Here is a 25,474-nt window from a genome sequence, read left to right on the forward strand (position 1 = left end):
GCACCTTTTTATTTTAAAAAAACACTTCTACTGCTACATAAAATTAAGGTTGACGGCATCAGTCGTCAACCTTAAAAAATGATGCAATTACTTTTTACTGACAACCCATTTAGTAAGCCATTTTTTCACCCGTTATCTTTTTTCCATTTCAATGGCTTCTACCCACTCTGTTTCTTGTACTTTTTCAAGTTTATTGAGTAAATCAATGCGAAATGTACCGATACCTTCACGTGCATTCGCTCTTTCTCCAGCAATATTAAAATAACTTACCGCATCACAAACCGCATCAAACGCACTTTGATGAAACGGCAATACCGCACTAATTAACGCGCCAACAACATCGCCACTACCCGAAAAGCGATCTAAATACGGCACGCCATTTTTCAACAACATACACTCGGTCGCATTCGCTACGATGTCTATGTGACCCGTTGCTAAAAACGTCGTTTGTGGATAGCGTTTAGCTAATTGGCGCATGGCTTGTAACAATTCATTAACCGCTTCAATTTCATGATCATCTTTTGCACTGTCAATGCCACGTGCTTGCGTTGCCAAACCACATAAATGACGCATTTCCGAAACATTTCCTTTAACAACACTCGGTCCTAATTCAAGTAAATCCATGGCGAGTTGATAACGATCGGCATTTAAAGCGATTCCTACAATATCAATGACAACAGGTTTTTTATAAGTGCAAGCTACTGCCATCGCGTCACGAATGACGGCTTCTTTTTCATTCGTTAAATGTCCAAAATTTAAAAAGAGCGCATCGCTCATGCGAACCGTTTGTTCGATGCTTCGTCTATCTTCTACAATAATTGGTTTCGCACCAAATGCATGAAGTGCATTTGCCACATATTCATTTGTAATGCCATTTGTAATGCAATGCACTAATGGAAAAGTCGGTAATGGTAATTTTGTTTGTATCATCATAACTCCTTAAATTGTAGTCTTTTTTAAAATTTGACGTTGGTGTCATCATCACTTCACGAACACGTACGCTTTAATATCTTTTTCTAAAGACTTGCTGGCAAGTTTCTATAAATCACACTCATCATAACACTAGTACACCACCTGAACAAGTAACGTTATTGTTCACTATTTTTCCACGTCAAATGGCATCACACGATTAGCGCACATTACAAATGCAATCAGCACTCTGTATAGTCCTTTTTATATTTCGATTCTATTTTACTAGATGCTTTTTGGCATCCATTTTTTCCACATTAAACACAAAAAAGCAAAAAGCCGAAACTTTTTGCTTTCTTACTGTAAACATTGGTGTGTTTCAAAAAACTTTTTAAAACACCTACCGAATAGACTACATCATTCCCATGCCGTTATCTACTGCGTGTGAATGGTTTTCTACTTGTGGTTTATCTGCGATAACCGCTTCTGTTGTTAATAGCAACGCTGATACACTTGCAGCGTTTTGCAATGCTGAACGCGTTACTTTTGTTGGATCCACGATTCCCGCTTCAATCATATTCACCCATTCATCTGTTGCAGCATTGTAACCAACGCCTGCTTCTTTCTCTTTTAATTGGGACACGATGACAGACCCTTCTAATCCAGCATTTTCAACGATTTGACGTAACGGTTCTTCTAAAGCGCGAACTACAATTTTAACACCTGTTGCCACATCGCCTTCAGCAACAAGTTCTGACACAGCGCGTTGTGCAGCAACTAATGCGCTCCCTCCGCCAGGAACGATACCTTCTTGTACGGCTGCACGTGTCGCATTCAACGCGTCTTCGATTCTTAATTTACGCTCTTTTAATTCGGTTTCCGTTGCCGCACCGACTTTGACTACCGCAACACCACCTGACAACTTCGCCAAACGCTCTTGTAACTTCTCGCGATCAAACTCTGATGTTGTTTCTTCCAAATGCGCTTTAATCAAACGAATGCGATGCGCAATGTTTTCTTTAGAACCCGCACCTTCGACAATCGTTGTTGAATCTTTTGTGACAACGACTTTACCAGCTGTTCCCAATTCGTTCATTGTCATGTCTTTTAATTCCAACCCTAAATCTTGGGTAATGACTGTACCACCCGTTAATACGGCAATATCTTCTAACATGGCTTTGCGACGATCGCCAAATCCGGGCGCTTTAACGGCAACGACATTAAACGTTCCACGAATTTTATTCAATACTAATGTTGGCAACGCTTCGCCATCGACATCATCGGCAATGACTAACAACGAACGACCTTGTTGTAAAATTTGCTCTAAAACTGGCACAATTTCTTGAATGTTGGAAATCTTTTTGTCCGTTAATAACACGTATGGATTTTCAAGGACCGCTTCCATCTTGTCGGTGTCACTGACCATATATTGTGATAAGTACCCACGATCGAATTGCATGCCTTCTACAACGTCCAATTCCGTTTCAATCCCTTTAGACTCTTCGATTGTAATGACGCCATCGTTTCCGACACGTTCCATGGCTTCCGCCAACAATTCACCAATTTCTTGTGAGCCTGATGAAATCGCTGCAACTTGTGCAATTGCCGCTTTTGATTCTACGGGAACAGACATCTCGTGCAAAGCACTTACCGCTGTTTTTGTCGCCAATTCGATTCCGCGACGAATCCCGACAGGGTTTGCTCCAGCCGTTACATTTTTTAATCCTTCACGCACAATCGCTTGAGTTAAAACGGTAGCCGTTGTCGTTCCATCCCCAGCAATATCATTTGTTTTTGAAGCAACTTCAGCAACTAATTTCGCTCCCATGTTTTCAAAATGGTCTTCCAATTCGATATCTTTGGCAATTGTCACCCCGTCATTTGTAATCAGCGGTGAGCCGTACGCCTTTTCTAAAACGACGTTACGCCCTTTTGGTCCCAATGTCACTTTTACCGTATTGGCTAAAATGTCCACCCCGCGCAACATCGCTGAACGCGCGTCTTCTGAAAATTTAATCTCTTTTACCATATATTATCCTCTTTTCTGTTGTGGTATCATGTCTTTCTTATTGTACAATCGCTACAATATTATCTTCTTTAATAATGATAAACGCTTCACCGTCTTGCTCAATAGATAGACCTTCAAATTGTTCAAAAATTACAGTGTCGTTCACTTGAATGGCACTCACATCATCTGCTACCGCAATCACTTTTGCCATATTGTCATTCACTTTAGCGCTACCCGGCAACAATAAGCCACCCACTTTTTTCTCTTCCTCTTTAACGGGTTGTAAAACAACACGTTTTGATAATGGTTTAATCATAAATAACCTCCTATAATTTGGCACTCTTATACAAAGAGTGCTAACGTTAGTATTGTATCGTTTTTTAACACATTTATCAAGTCACATAGCCTGTTTTTCATGACGACTCCCTTTTATTTGCGATTGCCATGAACCAAATTAAAAATCAAATCAATAATATCTGGAGTCGATTCATAGTCATAGTGATTACATGCGACATTATAATCAATCGGGTGTCTATCCAACACTTTACTATAGTGATCTTTATCGCCTTTTAACACCATTAACCGATGCGATGCACACAACGGTTTAAATCGCCCTTTTGAAACTGGACCTAATGCGATAATCGTTATTTTTGTATCACACAACGACAATTGCGATAATAATTTCGTCAACACATTTAACCCCGAGCTTTTCGCAACAAAGACGACTTCCTTGGCTTGACGTAACGGTTCCATATGCCGTTTGAGTTGCTCATGGAATCGTTTTGTAAATAACGTATGGTAAAAATAGACAATGTTGCTTCGTGCCGCTTGTGCTACGGTGACATAAGGAGCAATGCCGTCATGATGAAATTGTTGATTATACGGAAAATTACTTTTGATACCCACAAAACCATTCACACTCAACGTGTCTAACAGTGCTAATTGCTCAGCTGATAAACTAGCCGTATAGTAATGATTGCTACCACTAATAAACAACACTAACCGTTCATGGTTTAACAATGTGTCGTCTAGTGCTAAATTTTCTAACGCTTCAATATATTTTAAAAATTTTGTCATACTATCATCCTGTTTTTAATATACACATCATATCGCATATCATACATGCATTTTTCAAGTAACTCCATTATACAATACTAGCCAGACAAAATCATTTTTGTCTGGCTAGTTTCTACATTATCATCATTTATTTAGTTAATTCTTTTGATCACTTTATGCGGTGTGTTTTGCAAACTTTTCACAATAACCAAACACCACATACCCAATGAAAAACATGATACTTAACGCACCAACGGCTAATTGTTGTGAGCCTGTAATTTGAGAAATAAGGCTGACCGTTAACGTACCAATAATAGACGCGCCTTTTCCACAAATATCGAAAATACCAAAGTATTCACCTGTTTTTTGTGGCGGAATGATTTTGGCAAAGTACGAACGGGATAACGCTTGAATCGCACCTTGGAACATACCGACAAAAATTGCCAACATCCAAAATTCCCACTCTTGATCCAACTGAATCGCAAATAAAGAAACGCATCCGTAAGCAGCAATACACTCTTTAATCAATAACCCCGTTGGATATTTTTTTGAAATTTTTGAAAAAATCAATGCACATGGGAACGCTACAAGTTGTGTAGCCAATAACGCTAAAATCAAACTGTTTTGTGACAAGCCTAACGCCGTCCCGTACGCTGTTGCCATATTGATAATGGTATATACCCCATCAATAAAGAATACAAACGAAATTAAATAATAAAAGATATGTTTATTGCGTCGAATTTCACGCAACGTTTCAAACAATTGTGAAAAAATCGCTTTTGTCGATTGTACGTTCGGTGTCGAATGAACTTGCTTATAGTTTTTCATTAATGGAACAGCAGACAATCCCCACCATAACGCATTCACGACAAACGCAATAATTAATGCCACAGGCAACGTCAATCCTATCGATTCATAAAACAACATCAATCCTAAACTGATGACAAAAGGAATTGTACTCCCAACGTATCCCCACGCATACCCGTGAGAAGAAACCATGTCCATTTTTTCAGGTGTTGTCACATCAGTTAACATACTGTCATACAACACTAACGATACGTTATAAATACTTTTCGTTAATACAAACACGATTAAAAACGGTAGCCAATTATTGAAAAACGGCAACAATGCACACCCGAGCGCTCCAATGGCAACACTCCAGCCAAAAAATTTAGCACGTGTATTTGGTCTATCCGAGATTGCCCCAATAATTGGCCCTAAAATTGCAACACCGACTGTTGCGGCCGTTACGGCATAACCCCAATACGCAAAATACACATCTTCGCTTAATTCTCCTTTGGCTAAATTGTTAAACACAATCGGAATAATGGTTGCGATTAAAAGCGAAAACGCACTATTTCCCACATCATACAAAATCCACTGTTTTTCCAGTTTTGTCATTTTATTGTTCATTCACATAATCTCCATCATAAGTATAATTAAAGAAGTCGACCAACGGCACATCCTCACGGATAAAATCAATCGCGTTTTGAATTAACGTTGGCGCCGCTTCTAACGCTTTATCCACACAGGATACGAGACGTCCTTGATTTTGTTGTGCTTCGGGGAGTGGTGTTAAGTGCATGACCAAACCGTTGAAGTTTGGCGTATCATTACCAATCACTTTAATGAGTTTTGCAACGATTTTTTCACGCAACGGCGTTTTGGCAAAGCACCATTTTTTCACTAATCTAAAATAGCGAATGCCTCCCATTACTGTTTTTTGATCTGCCTTATCATACACGTTATAAAACGGTGGAATGTGTTGTTCATAGGTTACGTCATCTTTCGTAATGAGTTTATCTAAACGATATTCCACACCGACCATACCGTCTTGTTCAATGTAATACCGATCTAACTCTGTTTCTACCGCAATGTGACTATACCCTGTCGCATCATTTTTAACCGCTTCAACCGTTGGGTGAATATGCACGTCTAAAATATAGTGGCATAAAGAACCGATAAAATAGCTCCATTGTGGATGATTTAAAGGCAATGCGCGTAAACGGTCTTTTTGATTGTTTATAAATTGCTTGCCCGCTTGTTTATGTATGACAGTTCCGGGACTATCTGATTTCATTAATGTTTTTGGATAGAAGAAAAATAAATCCGGTCCTTGTTGTCCTAACAGATATAACGATTCATTTTGCACGATAGCTTTTTGCCATTCTTTTGGAAAATGATGTTTGACATGTTTACCAAATCGATTATGTGTATAAATACTTGCCACAGTATCACCTCATTTTTAGTATATGACCTATCATACCATTTTTGCGCACACTTGTATGTAATCTTTTTAAAAACTTTGAATATAAAAGTATTTTCGTTGTAAAAATGATTGATTTAAATACGAATTGTTATTTTTTAAGGTTTATACAGACCTTTAGAACACCCCTACGCATTCTTTTACGCAAATAGGTTGTTGCAAATCTTATTTTTTATTGTATAATAATTGGTAATTGAAACGTTCTTTTTATAAGGGAGTAACTGGCACATTTGTGTGGTAGCATCAACAACAAGCCCAAAAGGCTGGTGTTATCTTAAACCGTGAGACTTATAGGCATAGAAATGTCTATAAGTCTCATTTTTTATGTCCGAAGGACGTTTACATTACAAAATGGAGGAAAAACAATGTCTAACAAAGACTTTTTCTTATTACAAGAAAACGAAGTGCTTGATGCACTAGAAACATCAGCGAATGGTTTAACGACGACTCAAGCGCAAGAACGTCTAGCCAAGTACGGCGAAAACATTCTCGATGAGGGTGAAAAACGCACACTTTTACAAAAGTTTTTAGATCAATTTAAAGACTTTATGATTATTATTTTAATCGCAGCGTCTATCCTATCCGTTGCGGTGTCATTTGCGGAAGGTCATCCAGAATTTCACGATGCCATCATCATCATGTTAGTTGTATTTTTGAACGCCATTATTGGTGTGATTCAAGAAGCAAAAGCCGAAGAGGCGGTAGAAGCCTTGAAACGTATGTCATCTCCTGCAGCACGTGTTATGCGTGACGGACACACAACGACATTAAAAAGCGAAGAAATCGTTATCGGTGATATTGTTCTGTTAGAAGCGGGTGATGTTGTTCCAGCCGATTTACGTTTATTAGAAGTTAGCTCTTTAAAAATTGAAGAAGCAGCCTTAACGGGTGAATCTGTTCCCGTTGAAAAATCATTAACGTTACCTGAAGGGCATCAAGCCGGTATTGGTGATCGTACAAATATGGCGTTTTCAAGTACAAACGTTACTTACGGACGCGGTGTTGGTGTTGTAACCGCAACAGGTATGCAAACAGAAGTCGGTAAAATTGCGACGATGTTAGTGTCTGAAAAAGAAAGTAAAACACCGTTACAAGAAAACCAAGACCAATTGGGTAAATGGTTAACGATTGCGATTTTAATTATTGCAGCCTTTATTTTTGCGATTGGTTTAGGACAAGGTCGTCCGGCAACAGCGATGTTATTAACTGCCATTTCTATTGCCGTAGCCGCTATTCCAGAAGGATTACCTGCCATTACGACAATCATTTTAGCACTTGGAACACGTACAATGGCAGACAAAAACGCATTGGTGCGTAAATTACCTGCCGTTGAAACGTTAGGTGGTACTGAAATTATTTGTTCAGACAAAACAGGAACATTAACGTTAAACAAAATGACGGTTGAAAAAGTGTTTTACAACAACACATTATTTGACGCCAGCGAAACTATTGCTTTAGATTTACCATTATTAGAATCAATCGTTTTAGCAAACGATACAAAATTCAACGCAACGGGCGAATTGATTGGGGATCCAACAGAAACAGCGATGGTCAAATTTGCTTTAGATAAAGCGATGGACGTTACGGCATTAAACACACGTTTACCACGTGTTGCGGAAGTGCCATTTGACTCTGATCGTAAATTAATGTCTACCATTCATCAATTGGATAACGGCAAATATTTTGTTGCGGTTAAAGGTGCGCCTGATCAATTATTAAACCGTGCCACACAAGTGAATAACAATGGACAAGTGAGTGCATTAAACGATGCGTCACGCACAGAAATTTTAAGTTACAACTCTACAATGGCAAAACAAGCGTTACGTGTTCTTGCCGGTGCTTATAAAATTATCGATACTATCCCATCTGTAGTGGATACAAACACAATCGAAAACGACTTAATCTTTGCTGGATTAGTGGGAATGATTGACCCTGAGCGTCAAGAAGCGGGCGAAGCGATTGCGGTGGCGAAAAAAGCGGGTATTCGTACAATTATGATTACGGGAGACCATCGCGACACTGCCGAAGCGATCGCAAAACGTTTAGGTATCATTGAAGAGGGTCAAGATCACGCCGTATTAACGGGTGCTGAATTAGATAACTTATCCGACGACGCCTTACGTCAACAAGTTGAACAATATAGCGTGTACGCACGTGTGTCTCCAGAACATAAAGTGCGTATCGTGAAAGCATGGCAATCACACAATAAAGTGGTTGCGATGACGGGAGACGGTGTCAACGATGCACCTTCATTAAAAGCGGCTGATATTGGTATCGGTATGGGAATTACGGGTACCGAAGTATCTAAAGGTGCTTCAGATATGGTTTTAGCCGACGACAACTTCAAAACGATTGTTGATGCGGTTAAAGAAGGTCGTAAAGTATTCGCAAACATTCAAAAAGCCGTTCAATACTTATTATCGGCTAACTTGGGTGAAGTGGTTACACTGTTCGTTGCGACAATGGTAGGTTGGACGATTTTAGAGCCAATCCATATTTTATGGATTAACTTAGTGACTGACGTATTCCCAGCGATTGCACTTGGTTTAGAAGATACCGAAAAAGGTATTATGAACATGAAGCCTCGTGGTAAACGTTCAAACTTCTTATCAAACGGTGTATTAGAAAGCATTATTTACCAAGGTTTACTTGAAGCTGGTTTAACGTTAGGCGTTTACTGGTTTGCTTTACACGCTTATGGTGTAGATGCGTCTGGTAAATCATTAGCGGCGGAAACAATGGCATTTGCAACGCTTGGTTTAATCCAATTGTTCCACGCATTTAACGTGAAATACGTTTCTGCTTCATTATTCACTGAAAAACCATTCGCAAATAAATGGTTTAACATTGCAGTATGTGCTTCAGCAGCAATGTTAGTGGGTGTTATTTTAATCCCAGGTATTAATACATTCTTTAGCTCTGCATTATTAAATGCTGAACAATGGTTAGTCGTGTTAGGCTTCTCATTTGCGATTATCCCTATTGTTGAAGTATGTAAAATTATTTTCCGTGCTTTTACAAAAAATAAAGCGTAACGTAAACATGGCGAACCAAGCGGTTCGTATAGACTGTTGACAAATAAACTGTCAACAGTCTTTTTTCGTACCAGACGTTCAGTTGTACATCTTACGCGATGTACACGATACATCGCTCGTTGTCTACTACGTGCGAGAACGAAACCGTTCGTACCACACACAACATCTGATATGATAAACATCCAATACAATCAAGCGGTTCGTCAGTTTTTTATTTTTTCTTTTTTCATTTAAAGTGGTGTATAATGAAATAGATTTATAATGAAAGGGGATATTGCTATGAAAAAATCAACTATTTTATTGTTTGGGGCTTGTTTGTTATGCGGGTGCAGTACCACCACAACACAACAAACCAATGCAACAACTAAACCAGCGCCTCAAACGGCATCATCAACTCAAAAAGCAACAGAAACAACTACACAAATGACGACGACCATGACAACCGTCAAAGCATCACAAAAGAAAATGGATATTGACGCGATTGCTAAAGGCGATTTTAGTAGTGTTGTCGGAACGTGGCGCAATAAAGCCGGATATGAACTGACATTTGACAAAAATGGTCTTGTGGGCGGTTCGCTAAGACTCGGAGATATTACCAAAACAGATAAGATTACTTACGCACAGGCTATTTCTAGTGCTGGACCGGGATTCATTCTCAATTTCATTCCAAGCGGAACAAGCATACCCGACGATCTATTTTATGAAGGTAACGACACAACAGATATGACACGCGACCGCATGTTCGGTGCACAAGCAAAAATTAGCGGCAAAACACTTGATCCCTACTATCGCGTAAATGAATAGTTAGGAGACATAATGGATATTACACTAAAACCTATTGAAACCACCGATGACATTTATCGATTATGGCAAATTGGATTTTCTACGGAAAATCCCGAGTGGTCAAAATTTAACGGTCCTTATTTTAACGATTACTTTGCTTTTAGTTTTGAGGACTTCCAAAAAGAACGCCCATTCTATAAAAACACAAAAGATAACTGGGGTATTTACGTCGATGAATTATTAGTCGGCGCAGTCTCACGCTATTGGATAGATAAAAATACGCGTTGGCTAGAAATCGGCATCGTCATCTATGACGAAAATTATTGGTCAATGGGTATCGGAACACACGCACTCCAACAATGGATTTCAAAAACGTTTGATGATTATTCAGAAATTGAGCATATTGGTTTAACAACATGGTCTGGAAATCCGGGCATGATGCGCGCCAGCGTAAAATTAGGTCTACGCCAAGAAGCCAATATTCCAAAAGTTCGTTTTTGGCAAGGCGTTTATTATGACAGCGTCAAATACGGTATTACGCGTGACGAATGGTACGCCAACAACTAGATGACATAGAAAAACCGCAAGTTCAATACGTGCGTTATTTATTGAACTTGCGTTTTTTTGTTATTGTATCATTCAATGAATGACATTACACAAATCATAAATTATAATCACGTGGTTAAACCCATTTGAAAACCAATACATTATCAAGAGGTCAAGGATTTTGAAAAAATTCATATCTAAATTATCTATCGTCATATTAGTTTTGTTTGGCATATCAATGCATTGTTTATTGAACTTAAAATCACATTCAGTTTATTACGCCAAGCATATGCCAAGAGGAGAAGGTCAGAAACCGGAATTGATTATGTTAATTGATAATTTGTACTGGATATATACACCGGATATAGAAGGGATAAAGTATAATTTTGATGGAACAAATACTTTTAAAAATTTAGATGGTAGTAAAAGATTCGGCAATATCTACTCGGATGAAACGGAGTATAGTTACGCTGACGGGACTGATGTTTCGTATAGGTTCAATAGAAAATTTGAATTAATTCATGTTACGAATGTTAGAAAGATGGAAATACTTGATGTTAGTTCAGTAGATAAAAATAAAGTTATAGAAGAGATAGAACAGTTTGTAAAACCCGTGATAGAACAACAAACCGAACCCATGATTAATTTACAATGGTTGTTTAACTTACTTTATCAAGATGAATTTAAATAGTTTCTCAACAAAACCTATCTAGGCAGATTTTTAGTGATGATATCATTTTAGGGTTGATGGCATAAGCCATCAACCCTATTTGACAAACAATTTAGTTTTCTTCAAATTGACTATTGTAAAGGTCTGCATAAAATCCGTTTAAAGCTAATAAACTATCATGCGTTCCTTTTTCCACGATATTTCCGTCTTTCATTACTAAAATGACATCTGCATTTTGTATCGTTGATAAACGGTGCGCAATAACAAACGATGTTCGTCCTTTCATCAACGTATCCATTGCTTCTTGAATTAAACGTTCTGTCCGCGTATCTACCGAACTCGTTGCTTCGTCTAAAATCAATAACGGCGCGTCTTTTAACAACGCACGTGCAATGGTCATCAATTGTTTTTGGCCTTGTGATAAACTCGTATTGTCATTTAATACGGTATCGTATCCATGTGGCAACGTTTTAATGAAATGATGCACACCAACCGCTTTTGTTGCCGCAATCATTTGTTGTTCGCTAATATGGTCTAAATTGTACACCAAGTTTTCACGAATCGTACCTTCAAATAACCATGTATCTTGTAATACCATACCGAACGCATCGTGGACTGTTTCGCGAGACAATTGGCTAATATCTACGCCATCAATCTTAATTGCGCCACTATTCACTTCATAAAATTTCATCAACAAATTCACAATTGTTGTTTTACCAGCACCTGTTGGCCCAACAATCGCCACTTTTTGCCCACTTTTAATGTCCGCACTAAATGATTTAATAATCGGTTGATCTTCATAATATCCAAAATGAACATCTTCAAATGCAACAGACCCTTTTGGTACCCATTCTGTTTGCAAATGTGTTTCGTCAAGCATTTCTTCTTCATTTAAAAATTCAATGACACGTTTTAACGCTGCAGACGCTTGCTGTAAATTGGTTGCACCTTGCGCGACTTGTCCGAGCGGATTTGTAAATTGACGAACATAAATCATAAATGCCACAATGACACCAATTGTTGTATGCCCTTCTAACACTTGCACTGCACCAAACACACATACGGCAACATACCCGAAGTTACCAATAAATCCCATCATTGGCATCATTAAGCCGGAAATAAATTGTGATTTCCACGATGATTGGTATAGCGCTTCATTCAACACATTAAATTGTGTTTTTGCCTGCTCTTTCCCATTGTAGCTATATACAATGTGGTGGCCGGTATACATTTCTTCAACATGCCCGTTAATCAAAGCAATATTGCTTTGTTGTTGTGTGAAATATTTTTGAGATAGTTTAATCAACACGACCATCAAACCAAATCCGATAAATACAGACGCCACCGATACACCTGTTAAGGCGACGCTTGTCGTTAGCATCATGTACACCGTTCCGATTAATAAAATGACGGACGAAATCAGCGAACCTAAGCTTTGAGAAAGTGATTGACTTACCGTATCCACATCGTTCGTCACACGAGATAACACATCCCCTTGTGCGTGTTGGTCAAAATAATTCAGTGGTAATCGATTAATTTTAGTGACAATGCGTGTACGTAAACGTTGAGAAAAACGTTGCATCACAGAGCTGACGATAATATTTTGAGCATAACCGAGTACACCGCTAATTAAATAGAGTGTTAATACCCCTGTAGCAACGGCTTGCAATTCAGTCATTTCAATTGACGTCATGATGCCTTTTGTGATGATATTGGTCATCTCTTTAATTTTATCTGGCCCAATGACTGTAATCACATTGGCAATACTCATCATCCCTAACGCCACAACTAATGGCAAAACTAAACCGGATGTTAATTTTTTTAATGATACTTGATTATCCACGGCTTAATTCCTCCTTCGATAATTGTGAGTAAGCAATTTCTTGATAAACTGCATTTGTTTCTAACAATTCTTTATGTGTCCCTTGTCCCACAACTTTTCCTTCATCTAGTACGACAATTAAATCAGCATCCATAATCGTGCTAATGCGCTGTGCCACAATTAATTTTGTTATGCCTTGTGTTTCTTTTGCTAATTGCGCGCGTAATACACGATCTGTTTTGTAATCTAACGCCGAGAATGAATCATCAAATATGATGATATCTCCTTTACGAGCCAAAGCGCGTGCAATCGTTAAACGCTGACGTTGCCCACCCGAAAAATTCGTTCCGTTTTGAGCGACCGCGCTTTCCAAGCCGTCTTCTTTTTCTTGGACAAACGGCAATGCTTGCGCGAGTGACAACGCTCTTTCTTTATCTTGTGTGTGAAGTGGTGTTGCACTGCTATCACCAAACATTAAGTTACTATCAATTGTCCCACTGAATAAAATAGCTTTTTGTGGAATGTAAGAGACAATATTATTTAGTGTCTCATGCGTGTAATTGGCAATCGGTTCATGATTAATTAAAATTTCTCCTTCGGTTACATCAAAAAAGCGCGCAATTAAATTGACTAATGTACTTTTCCCACTACCTGTTGAACCAATAAAGGCAGCAGTTTGACCCGCTTTTACTTCAAAGCTAACGTTGTCTAACACTTTTTCAGCATCATCTGCATACGCAAAAGATACATTTTTAAAGATGACACTACCTTTATCGTTTGCCGCACTTTCGACTAACTCACCAAACTGTAAACGACTTGGTTCATCCAATACTTCGTTAATTCGACGAGCGGATACTAACGCACGTGGCAAGATAAAGAAAATCACCATCATCATCATAAAACCAAAGATCACTTGCATGGCGTATGACGAGAAGACAATCATATCGGTAAATAATGTTAAGCGATCTAGTAATTGCGCTTCATTGATTAAAATTGCTCCAATCCAATAAATACCTAAAGTTAATCCACCCATCAATAATGTCATCACAGGACTCATGATGGCCATCAATCTTTGCATGTATAAATTTAAATCGGTTAATTGTGTATTCACTGCTTCAAATTTATTTTCTTCATAGCGTTCTGCGTTGTAGGCACGCACAACACGCACCCCCGTCAACATCGCACGTAAAGACGCATTGAGTTTATCGGTAAGTGTTTGTGCAATACGTTGTTTCGGAAAAGCAAAAATGAGTAAGACCGTCAAAACACTTACAATAAGCAAGACGGCACCAGATGTTAATAATAACCACGCCTGATTTTTATCGGCAATTTTACTCATTGCCCAAACCGCCATAACCGGCCCTTTGACAACGACTTGTAATCCCATCGCAATCAACATTGTAATTTGCGTAATGTCATTGGTTGTACGCGTTAAAAGACTGGATACGGAAAATTCATTCACTTGTGCCGGAGATAAATCGATGACTTTCTCAAACACATTTTGGCGTAAACGTGTTGAAAAACTAGCAGCAACACGCGCTGCTGAAAAACCAATAAACACACTAACAGCTAAACTAGCTAAAGATAAACTCAACATTGATAACCCCGGTGTCAAAATATCCGACACACTACTATTTGGCGTTTGTAAAACGGTTGTGATTTCGGACATAAATTCTGGAATTTTCAAATCTAAAAATACTTGAACGAAGACAAAAACTGTAGCACTTAAAATCCAGCCTACCTCTTTGCCATTTAATCGTTTAATCAATTTAATCATGTTGTTCCTCCTGTAAATTCTTTGAAATTTGTTTAAAGACTGCAACAACACAGTCTAAATCTTTCTTATCAATATTCGCAAAAACGGTTTCATGTAAAATGTTTCGAAACTCTTTTAACCGATTGTATTTTTGATACCCTAACTCGCTCAAACGAATACACTGTTTGCGCTTGTCTGTAGGGTGCTGCTCCAAGCGAATAAATTGATTTTTTTCCATTCGTTTAATTAAACGACTCGCCACTGATTTTTCAATGTGTAAATGTTCTTCAATATGCTTTTGATAAATGACTTGCGATTGTTGTTCAAATAAATAGCACACGACTTCGCCTTGCGGACCATCTAAATGATCCAACTCTAATCGAATGGCTTCTTTTTTACAAAAATCATCTATTTGTTTAATAATATTTTTAAAATCTGGATGTTTATTTTCTCTTTTAGTTGTCATAGCAACCATTTTAAATGATGGCATTCAAAAAAGCAATAGGTTTTGAAAAATTTTCAAATTAATTTACCGTAATTTTCATGGCATTTCCATTTCGCATTTGAAATACACCACCTATTAGACAAACAAAAAACACCCGTTCTATCATTTAAGCGCTAGAATCTTAGTGATTCATCACTTTTTTAAAAACAAGAAAACCGACAACGAAGCAAACGCCTCGTTATCGGTTGATAAAGTTATTTAATTTTAGCCGCCAACACGAGTTGACATAGAATCAATTTTCTCTACTTTCATCATATACTGACCTTTGTGTCACCCGTCACTGACTTCATGTTTTAATGATGCGCTTGGGTCGAGTTTCCCTCTACTTCTTCTGAAGTTGGATTGACCACACGTACCACATCACTATCCTCAGATTCTGTTTCTTTATTGTTCATTTCTGATGTAACATCTCTTGATTCTTTTTCTTCCGTTTCTGAAGATCCTTCTGGCATTTCAGATGTTGATACTTCTGGCGTATCAGACGTTGATACTTCTTCACTAGAGTTTGGTGTTTCGCTTACTGCACGATTTGTAGTATCTTCTTCAACACGATTCACTGCCGTATTTGGTTTTGGTGTAACAGAAACAGGTTTTTCTTTGAAATTTGACGGCGTTGGTGTTGGATCAGTTGGTCCAATTAACCCTCTAACATCTTCTACAAAACGTTTCGCATCTTCTCGAACGGACGGTACTCTCCACTCAAATGGTTCATCTAATCTCGCATATTTTGGACCCGTTTTTGTATGATTTGTTTCTTCCGGTTTTTCATGAGACAAACGAATGGCATCTTTAGCGTCTGCAATCAAATGGAAAATAGAGAAGATAGATTTGCGATTCATAATACTTGCTTCATAAGATTCGTAAATCGCATTTGACACAGATTCTCTTGTATCATAAGACAATTCTTTATCGTCTACATGGGCTAATAAATAATCTAAAAACTGTAATCCAGTAATACCTGGTCTTGCTCTCAAATCATTAAATCCATTGATATATAGATCCAAATCATTTAATCGTTGCAGATTTTTTGATTCACTAACTTTATAAAGTTTATCTAACAGATTTTCTTTTGTGATTGAAAATCTTGATAAATTCAATCGATTGATTTTATCAACAAGCTCACTATGTTTTTGCGCTAATGCTTGGTCTTCTGCTGACAATGCTTCTTCTTTATTTAACAAAATATATTGTTTTTCAAAAGCTGCCAACATATCTAAATAACCTTGCGTTGAATTACCACCTAAAGCAACTTTTTCTTTAAACTGACGTAAAGCGGTTTTAATACGTCTTAATTGCTTAGGGTCATCTTTATAAGTATTCTCCGCTTGTTTTTCAAGCTCTTGCGCTTTATTGATAACAACATCTTTATCTAAATCACCACGAACAAAGGCGCCAACAATATCTGGCAATTTATTTTTAAAGTATTCTTTTTCTCCACCTGACATAATTTTTACATAATGACTATGATCGCCATGTGAAATAACAAAATAACCATCTTTAATTTCTAATTGTTCCGGAGAAACACCCATTCGTTCTGCAATAGATAACCATTCATTTTCAAAATCCGCCTCTTTATCATCTGTCATAACAGGGACTTTTAATTTATCAACTGGAATAGCATACGGATGAATATGAGACGGATCATATTCATGTGTTGGTTCATTAAATACAAAGTATCCATTATGCACTTTAATGGCTTCTCTTGGAACACCATACGCCGCTATAATATAATTTATTTTTTCTTCTAAATTATCTGGCAATTTCGTTGGTTCTTCTGATTTTTCTTTCTCATGAGGTTTCACAAAATCAACTGGAAGGTCTTTTTTGTAAATATAATGGAAATGATCTCCGTGACGGACAACATACCCTTCTGTATCTTCACTCACAATATCTTTTGGGTCAAATGCAAATTGATGATGATCACCCTCTCCATTATGATGTTCTTCTACCACTTTAATATTTGGGTATTTAATTTTTGGATCGTCATGTGTTTCACCAATTTCATCTGTACCTGCTAAATCAGCATATAAATGCCAATGGTCGCCATGTTTCACCGCTAGCACTGGTGTTTCATTTTCATGGTTTTCGTGGTCATGGTGTTCATGATTGTGGTGTTCTTCTACCACTTTAATATTTGGGTATTTAATTTTTGGATCGTCATGTGTTGAGCCGATTTCATCTTTGCCTTCTAAATCGGCATATAAATGCCAATGATCCCCATGTTTTACCGCTAATACCGGTGTCTCGTCATGATGATGGTGATGCTCATGATCGTGGTGTTCTTCTACCACTTTAATGTTTGGGTATTTAATTTTTGGATTGTCATGTGTTGAACCAATTTCATCTGTACCTGCTAAATCAGCATACAAATGCCAATGATCGCCATGTTTTACCGCTAACACTGGTGTCTCATCATGATCGTGATGACCACCACCATATTCATTATATTCAGCGTTTGGATACAAATGACGTGGGTCGCTATAAACAACCGCTTCTTTCCCATCGCGTGTATACAAATGGTAATGATCGCCATGTTTTGCAATACGCACAACATCTATTTTAGGCGCTTGAGCGGTAGCTGCTGCACTATGATGAACATGCACCGGATGTGGCGCATATGGATTAACCGTCACATTGCTAAACAAAGCAGATGGATCACGATACGTTACATACTCTTTTCCATCTCGTGTATGCACGTGCCAATGGTCCCCATGCAAAGCAACCGAAACAACGTCCATATTTTTCAATTCATCTAGCGAAACCACGCTCACCATTTCTAATACGGCACCATTATTTTGATTTGGATCAGTATACGTAATCACTTCTCGACCATCTCGTGTATGCACATGCCAATGGTCCCCATGTTGTACAATTTTAACAACATCTTCGCCCTTAACTTCTTGATCGACTAACACTTGCGTCGTATTATCTTTGACCAACTGTTGTTTTAAAGCCGTTGTTTCAACCACTTGATTTTTTGATGATTTAGCGGTTGTTGACGTTGATACTGTTGGCGCCGATATCGTTGTTCCCAATTGAACTGCACACACACCGGCTGCCAAAACTGCCACAATTGCAGCAACTGATTTTTTCATAAGTTTTCTCCTATTTCTTTTTCATTAATAACGAAACCATTAACCCAATTACTGCCAAGACGACAATAACTGACCCAGATTTTAAATTTAAATAATATGACACGAGTAACCCCGCATAAATGCACACTAACGATATGACAATCGATAAGATTAATGTTTTTTTGTAGGTTTTAGTGTACTGCATTGCCGTCATAACCGGTATCACCAATAAAGACGACACAATCAACGAACCAATCGCTTTAGCCGACAATGCAATGGCAACTGCCGATAAGATGGTAATGACAAAGTTCACTACCTTTACATTGATACCTAATAAACGCGCTGACATTGGATTGAAGACAACTAAAAAGATTTGCTTAAACCATGCATAGTACACTAACAACACCCCTAAAGCTGTTGCTACAATCACTAAAAATTCACCGTCATTTATCGTAATAATCGAGCCGAACAAATAGGAACTAATCGCGTTCCCGTTGCCCGAAAAACCGGAAAACAGACCGGCAACCCCGACACCGAGCGCTAAAATGATAACAGTGGACACTTCTTGATACGCTTTTAACCGATAGCGAATGGCTTCAATGCTAAATCCGGCGAACACACACGCTACAATGGCGGACACCATTGGATTAATGCCAAAACTTAGCCCAATCGTCACCCCGGCTAACGAGGCGTGCGATAAAGAATCTCCAATCATCGCTAAACGTTTGAGTAACATCGGCAACCCAATGCACGGTAAAATGATACCGATAAGCGTACCAACAATAAACGCACGTTGCATAAACTCATATTCAAAAATTTCTAACATTCACACACTCTCCCATGTACATGATAATGCTCACGATCACATATCGCGCACATGCCACTGGACACTTCCAAAACATAATCAACATACGGCAAGGCGTGATGAATATGGTGTGTGACCATGACGATTGTTTTACCTTGTTTAACCAACCGTTCCAATAAAGCGTATAACTCTGTTGCGAAATGGACATCAATGTTATTCGTCGGTTCATCTAACAATAAAATCGGAGCGTCTTGTACTAAGGCTAATAAAATACCTAGACGTTGTAATTGTCCACCAGATAATTCACTTAATTTTTTGTGCTGATGCCCTAGTAAATTAACCATCTGTAAATAATCCATCTTTTTAGATTGCTTGTTTAAATAGGCTAAATGTACCTCTAACACTTCTTCAATCGATGTTGGAAATTGTTGGTAGGCTTGTAAACTTTGTTGCGAAATATAGGCAACTTGTTGTTCTTTAATCGCCTTTTGACACGGTTGTCCACCAATGGTAACTTGCCCACTTTGTATCGGTAACTCACCAAGCATCACATTCAATAAAGTTGTTTTACCCACACCATTATCGCCAATGATTGCCGTAAATGAATGATTTGGTATGGCAATACTCACATCATCAAAAAGCACTTTGTCATCATAGGCAAATGTCACATTTTCTAAACAAATGGCACTACTACTCATTGAACGATTCCACCAATGCTTTTAAATTGTGACGCATCAATTCTAAATACCCTTTATCCATCTCTTCTTTAGATAGACTTTCCATCGTATATAAAGTTGAGGTTTTCGTATTTGTATTTTTTGCCAACGTTTCAGCCACTTTTGGTGTCGCTTTTCCTTCAAAGAAAATTGTTGTAATACCATGTTGTTTGACAAAATCGGCAATTGTTTTTAACTGTTGTGCACTCGGTTCCTCATCTGGTGAAATCCCCGTCACTGCCACTTGTTTTAACTGATAATCGTACGCTAAATAATTAAACGCTGCATGCGATACAACAAAATAGCGTTTATCCACTGGCACATGCGCCAATTCTTTTTCAAACATTTCGTCCAACGCTTTAAATTGCTCTAATGCCGTTTTTAAATTTGCTTCATAATACGCTTTATTGTCCACGTCAAGTGCAACAGCTTTTTCATAAATGGTGCGTAATTGTGTCATTGCGTTTTTAACACTTAACCACGTATGCGGATTAACCGACACTTTATCATTCGTCACGCCATCGCCACTAGAAAGCAACGTTAAACCTTGTGATAAATCTAAAAATTTCGATTCATCTTTCACTTTTTCTTTTAAATCATCAATAAACGTTTCCATATTGGCGCCGTTATAAACGACTAAATCCGCACTTTGAATTTTCGCCATTTGTGACGGTTGCAACTCAAAATCATGCGCCTCTTGATTACCTTCAATGATTAACGACACATTCATTTTGTCTCCAACAATGCGCTTCGTTAAATCATATACCGGATAAAACGTTGTATAGACTGTTTTTTTACCATTTGTAGATTCTGTCTTTTGTGATGTGGTAGTTGCTGCAGAACAACCAAACAATACACCCACAAATAAAAAAGACATGATCATGCGTAGCCATTTTTTCATGAATATCCTCCCTTTATAAATCGTAACCATTCCTCATTGTAACGCTAGAGACGCTATTTGTAAACACAAAACGTAAAGTTTTCGTTTTGAAGAACAGATTAAATTGTTGTTTTTGTAAAACATTGGGTAAATTATCCGTTGTGTTTTATTTTTTACGCGTTCATTTCAAAACCTACTATATAAAGTGTTGCATTTTTCAACGCCGTTATTTTACATTTCTTAAAACGTGGGCACCCTCACACCTATTTTTTATCGTCTTTTTTGTGATATACTAAACGCATTAAGTTAGAAGGAGCAGTCGATATGTTACAAACAATTGGTAACACCTCGCTACAAGGTTCACGCATTGCGCTTGGCTGTATGCGTATGGCGAGATTAGACGATACACAAGCCACAAAAGCAGTGGACAGCGCACTAGAAAATGGCATTAATTTTTTTGACCATGCAGATATTTACGGAGCGGGAGAGTCGGAAAAACGATTTAACACCGCACTTTCCCAGTTGGGTGTCGACCGTCAAAATATCATTTTACAAAGTAAATGTGGTATTCAAAAAGGATACTTTGACTTTTCAAAAGAGCATATTTTACACTCTGTTGACACGATTTTAAAACGTTTAGGTACTGATTATTTAGATATTTTGGCGTTACATCGCCCAGACGCATTAATGGACGCTCAAGAAGTCGCTGAAGCATTTGACACTTTAAAATCTTCTGGTAAAGTGCGTTATTTTGGTGTCAGCAACCAAAACAGATACCAAATGGAATATTTACAACACTTTTGGAAAGAACCGTTAGTTGTCAACCAATTACAATTTTCTCCGGCACATACACCGCTAATCGATAGTGGATTAAACGTAAACATGTGGACAGATAAAGCAAGCGATCGCCATGCCGGTGTTATGGAATATTGCCAAATGAACAACGTGACGATTCAAGCCTGGTCTCCTTTCCAAATCACTTTGCAAAAAGGAACGTTTTTCAATCATCCAGATTATAAAAATTTAAACGATACATTACAAAAATACGCAGCACTTTACAACATCAGCGTTGAAGCAATTGTTATCGCATGGATTTTAAGACACCCTGCAAAAATACAAGCCGTTGTCGGATCAATGAATGCTGAACGCATTGCCAATATCGCAAAAGCAACAGACGTTCACTTAACACGCCAAGAATGGTATGACATTTACACCAGCGCAGGCAACGTCTTGCCATAAGACACCAAATAGGGTTGACAGCTTACGCCGTCAACCCTAAAAATGATATAAGCAATTGATTCATACCAATATAAATGCGCTCTATCGTAAAAAAAGGCTATCTTTAGCAAAGAAGATAACCTTTTTTCGTGCTTTGCGCAATATAAACTAATGAAATGTCATGTGCGCTGGCTACTCTTATATTGCGCAAAGTTATCCTACACCAACGTACCTGCAAATTCAATTGGTGCTTTATAAGTAAAGGATAAGGTGTGTTTTCTATCCACTGCTCTAAACGTTTTTTCTTGGTGACTTAATGCCTTACCTGTTGCTTTATCATATTGTGTCGATACAACTTTATAATCTCTTCCTTTGATTAATCTATCAAGGTTGACTTTTTCAATTTGGTTCTCATGAGCATATACTTCTTTACCACCTTGTTCTGCGGTTGCTTGTGACGTTATTGCCGTTGTTGGCTCGTTTGTAAACGTCATGGTAAATTCTTGTCCCGGTTGTAAACGATGTTCTTTTGATACTCGTTTATTGAGATAACCATTCGCTACTTTTGTTTCTTTTACAAGATAATCGACATTCGCTGGTAAATCTCTAAATATAATCACACCACTCTTATCCGTCTTTTGTCGTGATAATTCTCGCCCTGTCGCTTTATTCACAATCGCAAATTCTACACCTTCAATCGACTGACCGTCTAACTCCGATGTTTTATGGATTCGGATAATGCCGTTTTTAATTGCCGTTAAGTTTACAAATGTTCCTTGTGGGTCGCCTAACTTAAATGAACCAACTGTTTGACTGCCTGCCTTACGATAAACAATAGACGTTCCATGAATAACACTATCTCGGTGCTGTGTAAACGTGAATCGCCCATCTGCCGCGTTCGGTGTTGCCGTAATGGTTAGTTGACTGCCGTTACGCACAAATCTATAACCACCGTTTTCGGCTGGCACAAACAGATTTTGAATAACGTTATAAGTATCAGTTAACGTGATACTTTCTCCTACTTTTATCGTATGCGATTGTCCGTGAAATGAAGATACCGATTTATAATTATTTACTTTATTCAATACATTCGCTTTCCATGATTGGTATTCTCCCATTGATAACGTCCCTGAAAAACTTGTGGCACGCGCACCTGTTGTTTCCCAGACTAACGCTTGTGTATAACTATAATTCTTATCGGTCGGATTTACTTTATATCCGTAATACGTTATAAGAGATAACTTTGTTCGGGTTTCCGTATTAATTTGTACATTTGCATTAATATACTCGTTAGCATTAAATTCCCTACCTACATACGCACCCGCAATCGCTTCTACGGCTGGCTCTAAACAAAATACTGCTTCACCATTTACACGTAATACCATATACTGTTCCCACGTATTTCCAGACGGACCACTAAAACGCATCGTCCCACTTTCTGATGATGGGTTTAGTGTCAACGTTCCATTAACGGCGTGAACTGGTGTTGTTACGCCTAATAAAATAGCCATCCCCGTAAAAAGAGTGGCTAACCATTTGAATATTTTCATTTCATACCTCAGTTTCTTTTTATTTTTATTTTTTCCTAACCAAAAGAAAAAATTCCTATCTCTCGGTCTTATTGTTGTCAGTTCCATTTTTCTATTCCCCTTTCCATAATAAAAAGACTACCTAAAAAGATAGTCCTATCAATTCACAATATCTATATTGCTTTAAACGTAATTACCCTTTAACCAAAATGAACTGTATATTTAGTCGTGCCATCATCATAAATAATAGGGGATACAACAAATCTATTTGGATTCTTTGCTATTTCTGCCATACCCCAATCCCAAGCCTCTTGTTCCGTATCAAACATTCTCCCACTATTACCAATACTACCTATAATAATTTTTTTCGGTGCTGGCTTTGGTGCAGGTTTTTGTGTCGTTGTAACAGGTGCTTGCGTTGTCGCTTGTGTTGTTTGTGCAGGTTGTGGTTTCGGTGGTGCGGGTTGCTCGTCTTTCACTACCGCTGGTTCTTCCACTCGTGGTTGTGGTGTATTTACCTGTGGTGTACTCCCGTTCGATTCGTTTACATTTTGTGTAGTCGCTGACGATTCATTTACCTGCGGTGTTGCCACTGGTGTATTTGCTGACGCTTCATTTACCTTTGGTGTATTGGCTGATTCTGCTTTTTTCTTTTCGTCTACCTTTGCGACAACTTTCTCTTTATAGGCATTTACTTTTTCCGTTAGTTTTGCCTTTACACCCGCATCTGTTATCTCGGCTAATTTTTTCTCTAACTCTTGTACATTTGTTTCCGCTGTCGGCTCAATCAATAGTTGGCTTTCTATCGCTTTAATCGCACTCTCACTTTTGTTTTCGACTTTATTTGTCGTTACCAATTCATTTTTAGCGATTGTCTTACTTGGTTGATTGAGTAGCACTAAAGTAGCGCCACAAGCCAATATGGTCGTGATCATTACTCCAACAATCACTTTTTTACGCTTATTTTCTGACATGATCGTCTCCTTTATCTATTGTTGCCAATACCCATACGAACTGTTGATAGTTTATTTGTCAACAGTCTGATTAAAACGCCGTTTTAGTTCGGCGTTTTTTTATTTTCTTCATACGTCTGAAACCATTGATTTTCAGGTTTATAGTTGACTTGCATTAAATACAACGCATGTGGTGGGGCGGTTGGTCCCGCTTCATTTCGGTCACGCACATCAAGCAGTCGCTTCATTTCAGTAACATCTTTCAAGCCATTTCCGATTTGTAAAGATGTTCCAACTAAAATACGTACCATATTGTATAAAAAGCCATCGCCTTCAAACGTAAAAATAATTTCTTCGTTATCTTTATCTTCGTGTATACTAGCACGCGTTACCGTACGCACTAAATTTTCTTTATCCGTTTTAGTCGAACAAAAACTTGTAAAATCATGTGTGCCCAACACATCGTTGAGCGCACATTGCATACGCTCAATATCCAAGCGATACGCATGATGCAACGTGTATTTCGCTTTAAACGGATTTTGTACTTTAGAAACGCTCACACGATACTCGTATCGTTTCCCACTTGTGTGGTATCGAGCGTGAAACAATTGACTCACGTGTTCTACCGCTACGACACGTATATCTTCGGGCAGTAAACTATTTAATGCGCGTTGCATCGCATCACAGGGCATTTTTGCTGGATAATCAAAATGAATCACTTGCCCTTTAGCATGCACCCCCGAATCGGTACGACCAGATGCTACAACAGAAATCGCGTTACCTTTTGACGCTTTACGTAGTGCTTTTTCGATTTCCTCTTGTACGGTATTCCCATTGATTTGTCGTTGAAACCCAACATACGCACTACCATCATACGCTATGGTTACTTTAAATCTTTGCATTTTTGTCCTACCTTTCTATTGTTATCATCATACTAAGAACA

Annotated in this window: 21 protein-coding genes; 5 read left to right on the forward strand and 16 right to left on the reverse strand. The window is 38.2% G+C overall.

The window, feature by feature from the left end:
• Positions 1-132: 132 nt before the first annotated feature.
• The 6 genes from J7S27_06405 to J7S27_06430 form a co-directional block, all read right to left on the reverse strand.
• Positions 133-930 carry a hydroxyethylthiazole kinase gene (locus J7S27_06405; protein QTU82896.1) on the reverse strand — a complete coding sequence of 266 codons (798 nt, stop codon included), beginning with the start codon at positions 928-930 and terminating at the stop codon, positions 133-135.
• A gap of 391 nt (positions 931-1,321) precedes the next feature.
• Positions 1,322-2,938 carry a chaperonin GroEL gene (gene groL / locus J7S27_06410; GenBank protein QTU82897.1) on the reverse strand — a complete coding sequence of 539 codons (1,617 nt, stop codon included), beginning with the start codon at positions 2,936-2,938 and terminating at the stop codon, positions 1,322-1,324.
• Positions 2,939-2,975: 37 nt separating this feature from the next.
• The gene (locus J7S27_06415) at positions 2,976-3,233 is read right to left on the reverse strand and encodes a co-chaperone GroES (protein QTU82898.1); all 258 of its coding nucleotides are present in this window, start codon (positions 3,231-3,233) and stop codon (positions 2,976-2,978) included.
• A gap of 113 nt (positions 3,234-3,346) precedes the next feature.
• A complete protein-coding gene (locus J7S27_06420) occupies positions 3,347-3,994 on the reverse strand; it encodes a hypothetical protein (protein QTU82899.1) in 648 nt (215 codons plus the stop codon).
• Positions 3,995-4,147: 153 nt separating this feature from the next.
• The gene (locus J7S27_06425; GenBank protein QTU82900.1) at positions 4,148-5,386 is read right to left on the reverse strand and encodes an MFS transporter; all 1,239 of its coding nucleotides are present in this window, start codon (positions 5,384-5,386) and stop codon (positions 4,148-4,150) included.
• Positions 5,376-6,203 carry a zinc dependent phospholipase C family protein gene (locus J7S27_06430; GenBank protein ID QTU82901.1) on the reverse strand — a complete coding sequence of 276 codons (828 nt, stop codon included), beginning with the start codon at positions 6,201-6,203 and terminating at the stop codon, positions 5,376-5,378. Before J7S27_06430 ends, J7S27_06425 begins: the two co-directional genes overlap by 11 nt.
• Before the next feature lie 401 nt (positions 6,204-6,604).
• Here J7S27_06430 and J7S27_06435 point away from each other — a divergent pair, with 401 nt between their 5' ends.
• The 4 genes from J7S27_06435 (at position 6,605) to J7S27_06450 (ending at position 11,294) form a co-directional block, all read left to right on the forward strand.
• Entirely contained in the window at positions 6,605-9,274 is a 2,670-nt protein-coding gene (locus tag J7S27_06435; protein ID QTU82902.1) for a cation-translocating P-type ATPase, read from the forward strand.
• 279 nt (positions 9,275-9,553) lie between these two features.
• On the forward strand, positions 9,554-10,078 hold the full coding sequence (locus J7S27_06440; GenBank protein QTU82903.1) for a hypothetical protein: 525 nt from the start codon (positions 9,554-9,556) through the stop codon (positions 10,076-10,078).
• Positions 10,079-10,090: 12 nt separating this feature from the next.
• Positions 10,091-10,624, forward strand: a complete 534-nt coding sequence (locus J7S27_06445) for a GNAT family N-acetyltransferase (GenBank protein QTU82904.1) — start codon at positions 10,091-10,093, stop codon at positions 10,622-10,624.
• A 160-nt stretch (positions 10,625-10,784) separates the two neighbouring features.
• Positions 10,785-11,294, forward strand: a complete 510-nt coding sequence (locus tag J7S27_06450) for a hypothetical protein (protein QTU82905.1) — start codon at positions 10,785-10,787, stop codon at positions 11,292-11,294.
• 91 nt (positions 11,295-11,385) lie between these two features.
• Here the strand turns inward: J7S27_06450 and J7S27_06455 are convergent, their stop codons facing one another.
• The 7 genes from J7S27_06455 to J7S27_06485 all read right to left on the reverse strand — a co-directional run bounded on the left by J7S27_06455 (position 11,386) and on the right by J7S27_06485 (position 20,852).
• Positions 11,386-13,047, reverse strand: coding sequence for an ABC transporter ATP-binding protein (locus tag J7S27_06455; GenBank protein QTU83628.1), 1,662 nt, complete (start codon positions 13,045-13,047; stop codon positions 11,386-11,388).
• A gap of 61 nt (positions 13,048-13,108) precedes the next feature.
• Positions 13,109-14,872 (reverse strand): ABC transporter ATP-binding protein, encoded by a 1,764-nt coding sequence (locus tag J7S27_06460; GenBank protein QTU82906.1) that lies wholly within the window; start codon positions 14,870-14,872, stop codon positions 13,109-13,111.
• Entirely contained in the window at positions 14,865-15,317 is a 453-nt protein-coding gene (locus tag J7S27_06465; protein QTU82907.1) for a MarR family transcriptional regulator, read from the reverse strand. The genes J7S27_06460 and J7S27_06465 overlap by 8 nt, the downstream gene beginning before the upstream one ends.
• A gap of 332 nt (positions 15,318-15,649) precedes the next feature.
• On the reverse strand, positions 15,650-18,451 hold the full coding sequence (locus J7S27_06470; GenBank protein QTU82908.1) for a pneumococcal-type histidine triad protein: 2,802 nt from the start codon (positions 18,449-18,451) through the stop codon (positions 15,650-15,652).
• 10 nt (positions 18,452-18,461) lie between these two features.
• Positions 18,462-19,256: a metal ABC transporter permease gene (locus J7S27_06475; protein ID QTU82909.1), complete on the reverse strand. Its 795-nt coding sequence runs from the start codon at positions 19,254-19,256 to the stop codon at positions 18,462-18,464.
• Complete coding sequence (locus J7S27_06480; GenBank protein QTU82910.1) at positions 19,250-19,933, reverse strand: ATP-binding cassette domain-containing protein; 684 nt, start codon at positions 19,931-19,933, stop codon at positions 19,250-19,252. The genes J7S27_06475 and J7S27_06480 overlap by 7 nt, the downstream gene beginning before the upstream one ends.
• The gene (locus J7S27_06485) at positions 19,926-20,852 is read right to left on the reverse strand and encodes a zinc ABC transporter substrate-binding protein (protein QTU82911.1); all 927 of its coding nucleotides are present in this window, start codon (positions 20,850-20,852) and stop codon (positions 19,926-19,928) included. The genes J7S27_06480 and J7S27_06485 overlap by 8 nt, the downstream gene beginning before the upstream one ends.
• A 303-nt stretch (positions 20,853-21,155) precedes the next feature.
• Here J7S27_06485 and J7S27_06490 point away from each other — a divergent pair, with 303 nt between their 5' ends.
• Positions 21,156-22,070: an aldo/keto reductase gene (locus tag J7S27_06490; GenBank protein QTU82912.1), complete on the forward strand. Its 915-nt coding sequence runs from the start codon at positions 21,156-21,158 to the stop codon at positions 22,068-22,070.
• 197 nt (positions 22,071-22,267) lie between these two features.
• On the opposite strand, the gene J7S27_06495 is transcribed toward J7S27_06490, so the two are convergent.
• The 3 genes from J7S27_06495 to truA form a co-directional block, all read right to left on the reverse strand.
• Complete coding sequence (locus J7S27_06495; protein QTU82913.1) at positions 22,268-23,599, reverse strand: Cys-Gln thioester bond-forming surface protein; 1,332 nt, start codon at positions 23,597-23,599, stop codon at positions 22,268-22,270.
• 179 nt (positions 23,600-23,778) lie between these two features.
• On the reverse strand, positions 23,779-24,552 hold the full coding sequence (locus J7S27_06500; protein QTU82914.1) for a hypothetical protein: 774 nt from the start codon (positions 24,550-24,552) through the stop codon (positions 23,779-23,781).
• 83 nt (positions 24,553-24,635) lie between these two features.
• A complete protein-coding gene (gene truA / locus J7S27_06505; GenBank protein ID QTU82915.1) occupies positions 24,636-25,433 on the reverse strand; it encodes a tRNA pseudouridine(38-40) synthase TruA in 798 nt (265 codons plus the stop codon).
• Positions 25,434-25,474: the final 41 nt, after the last annotated feature.

This window comes from Carnobacteriaceae bacterium zg-C25 (assembly GCA_017945845.1).
In the GTDB taxonomy this organism is placed as follows: Bacteria; Bacillota; Bacilli; order Lactobacillales; family Aerococcaceae; genus WM01.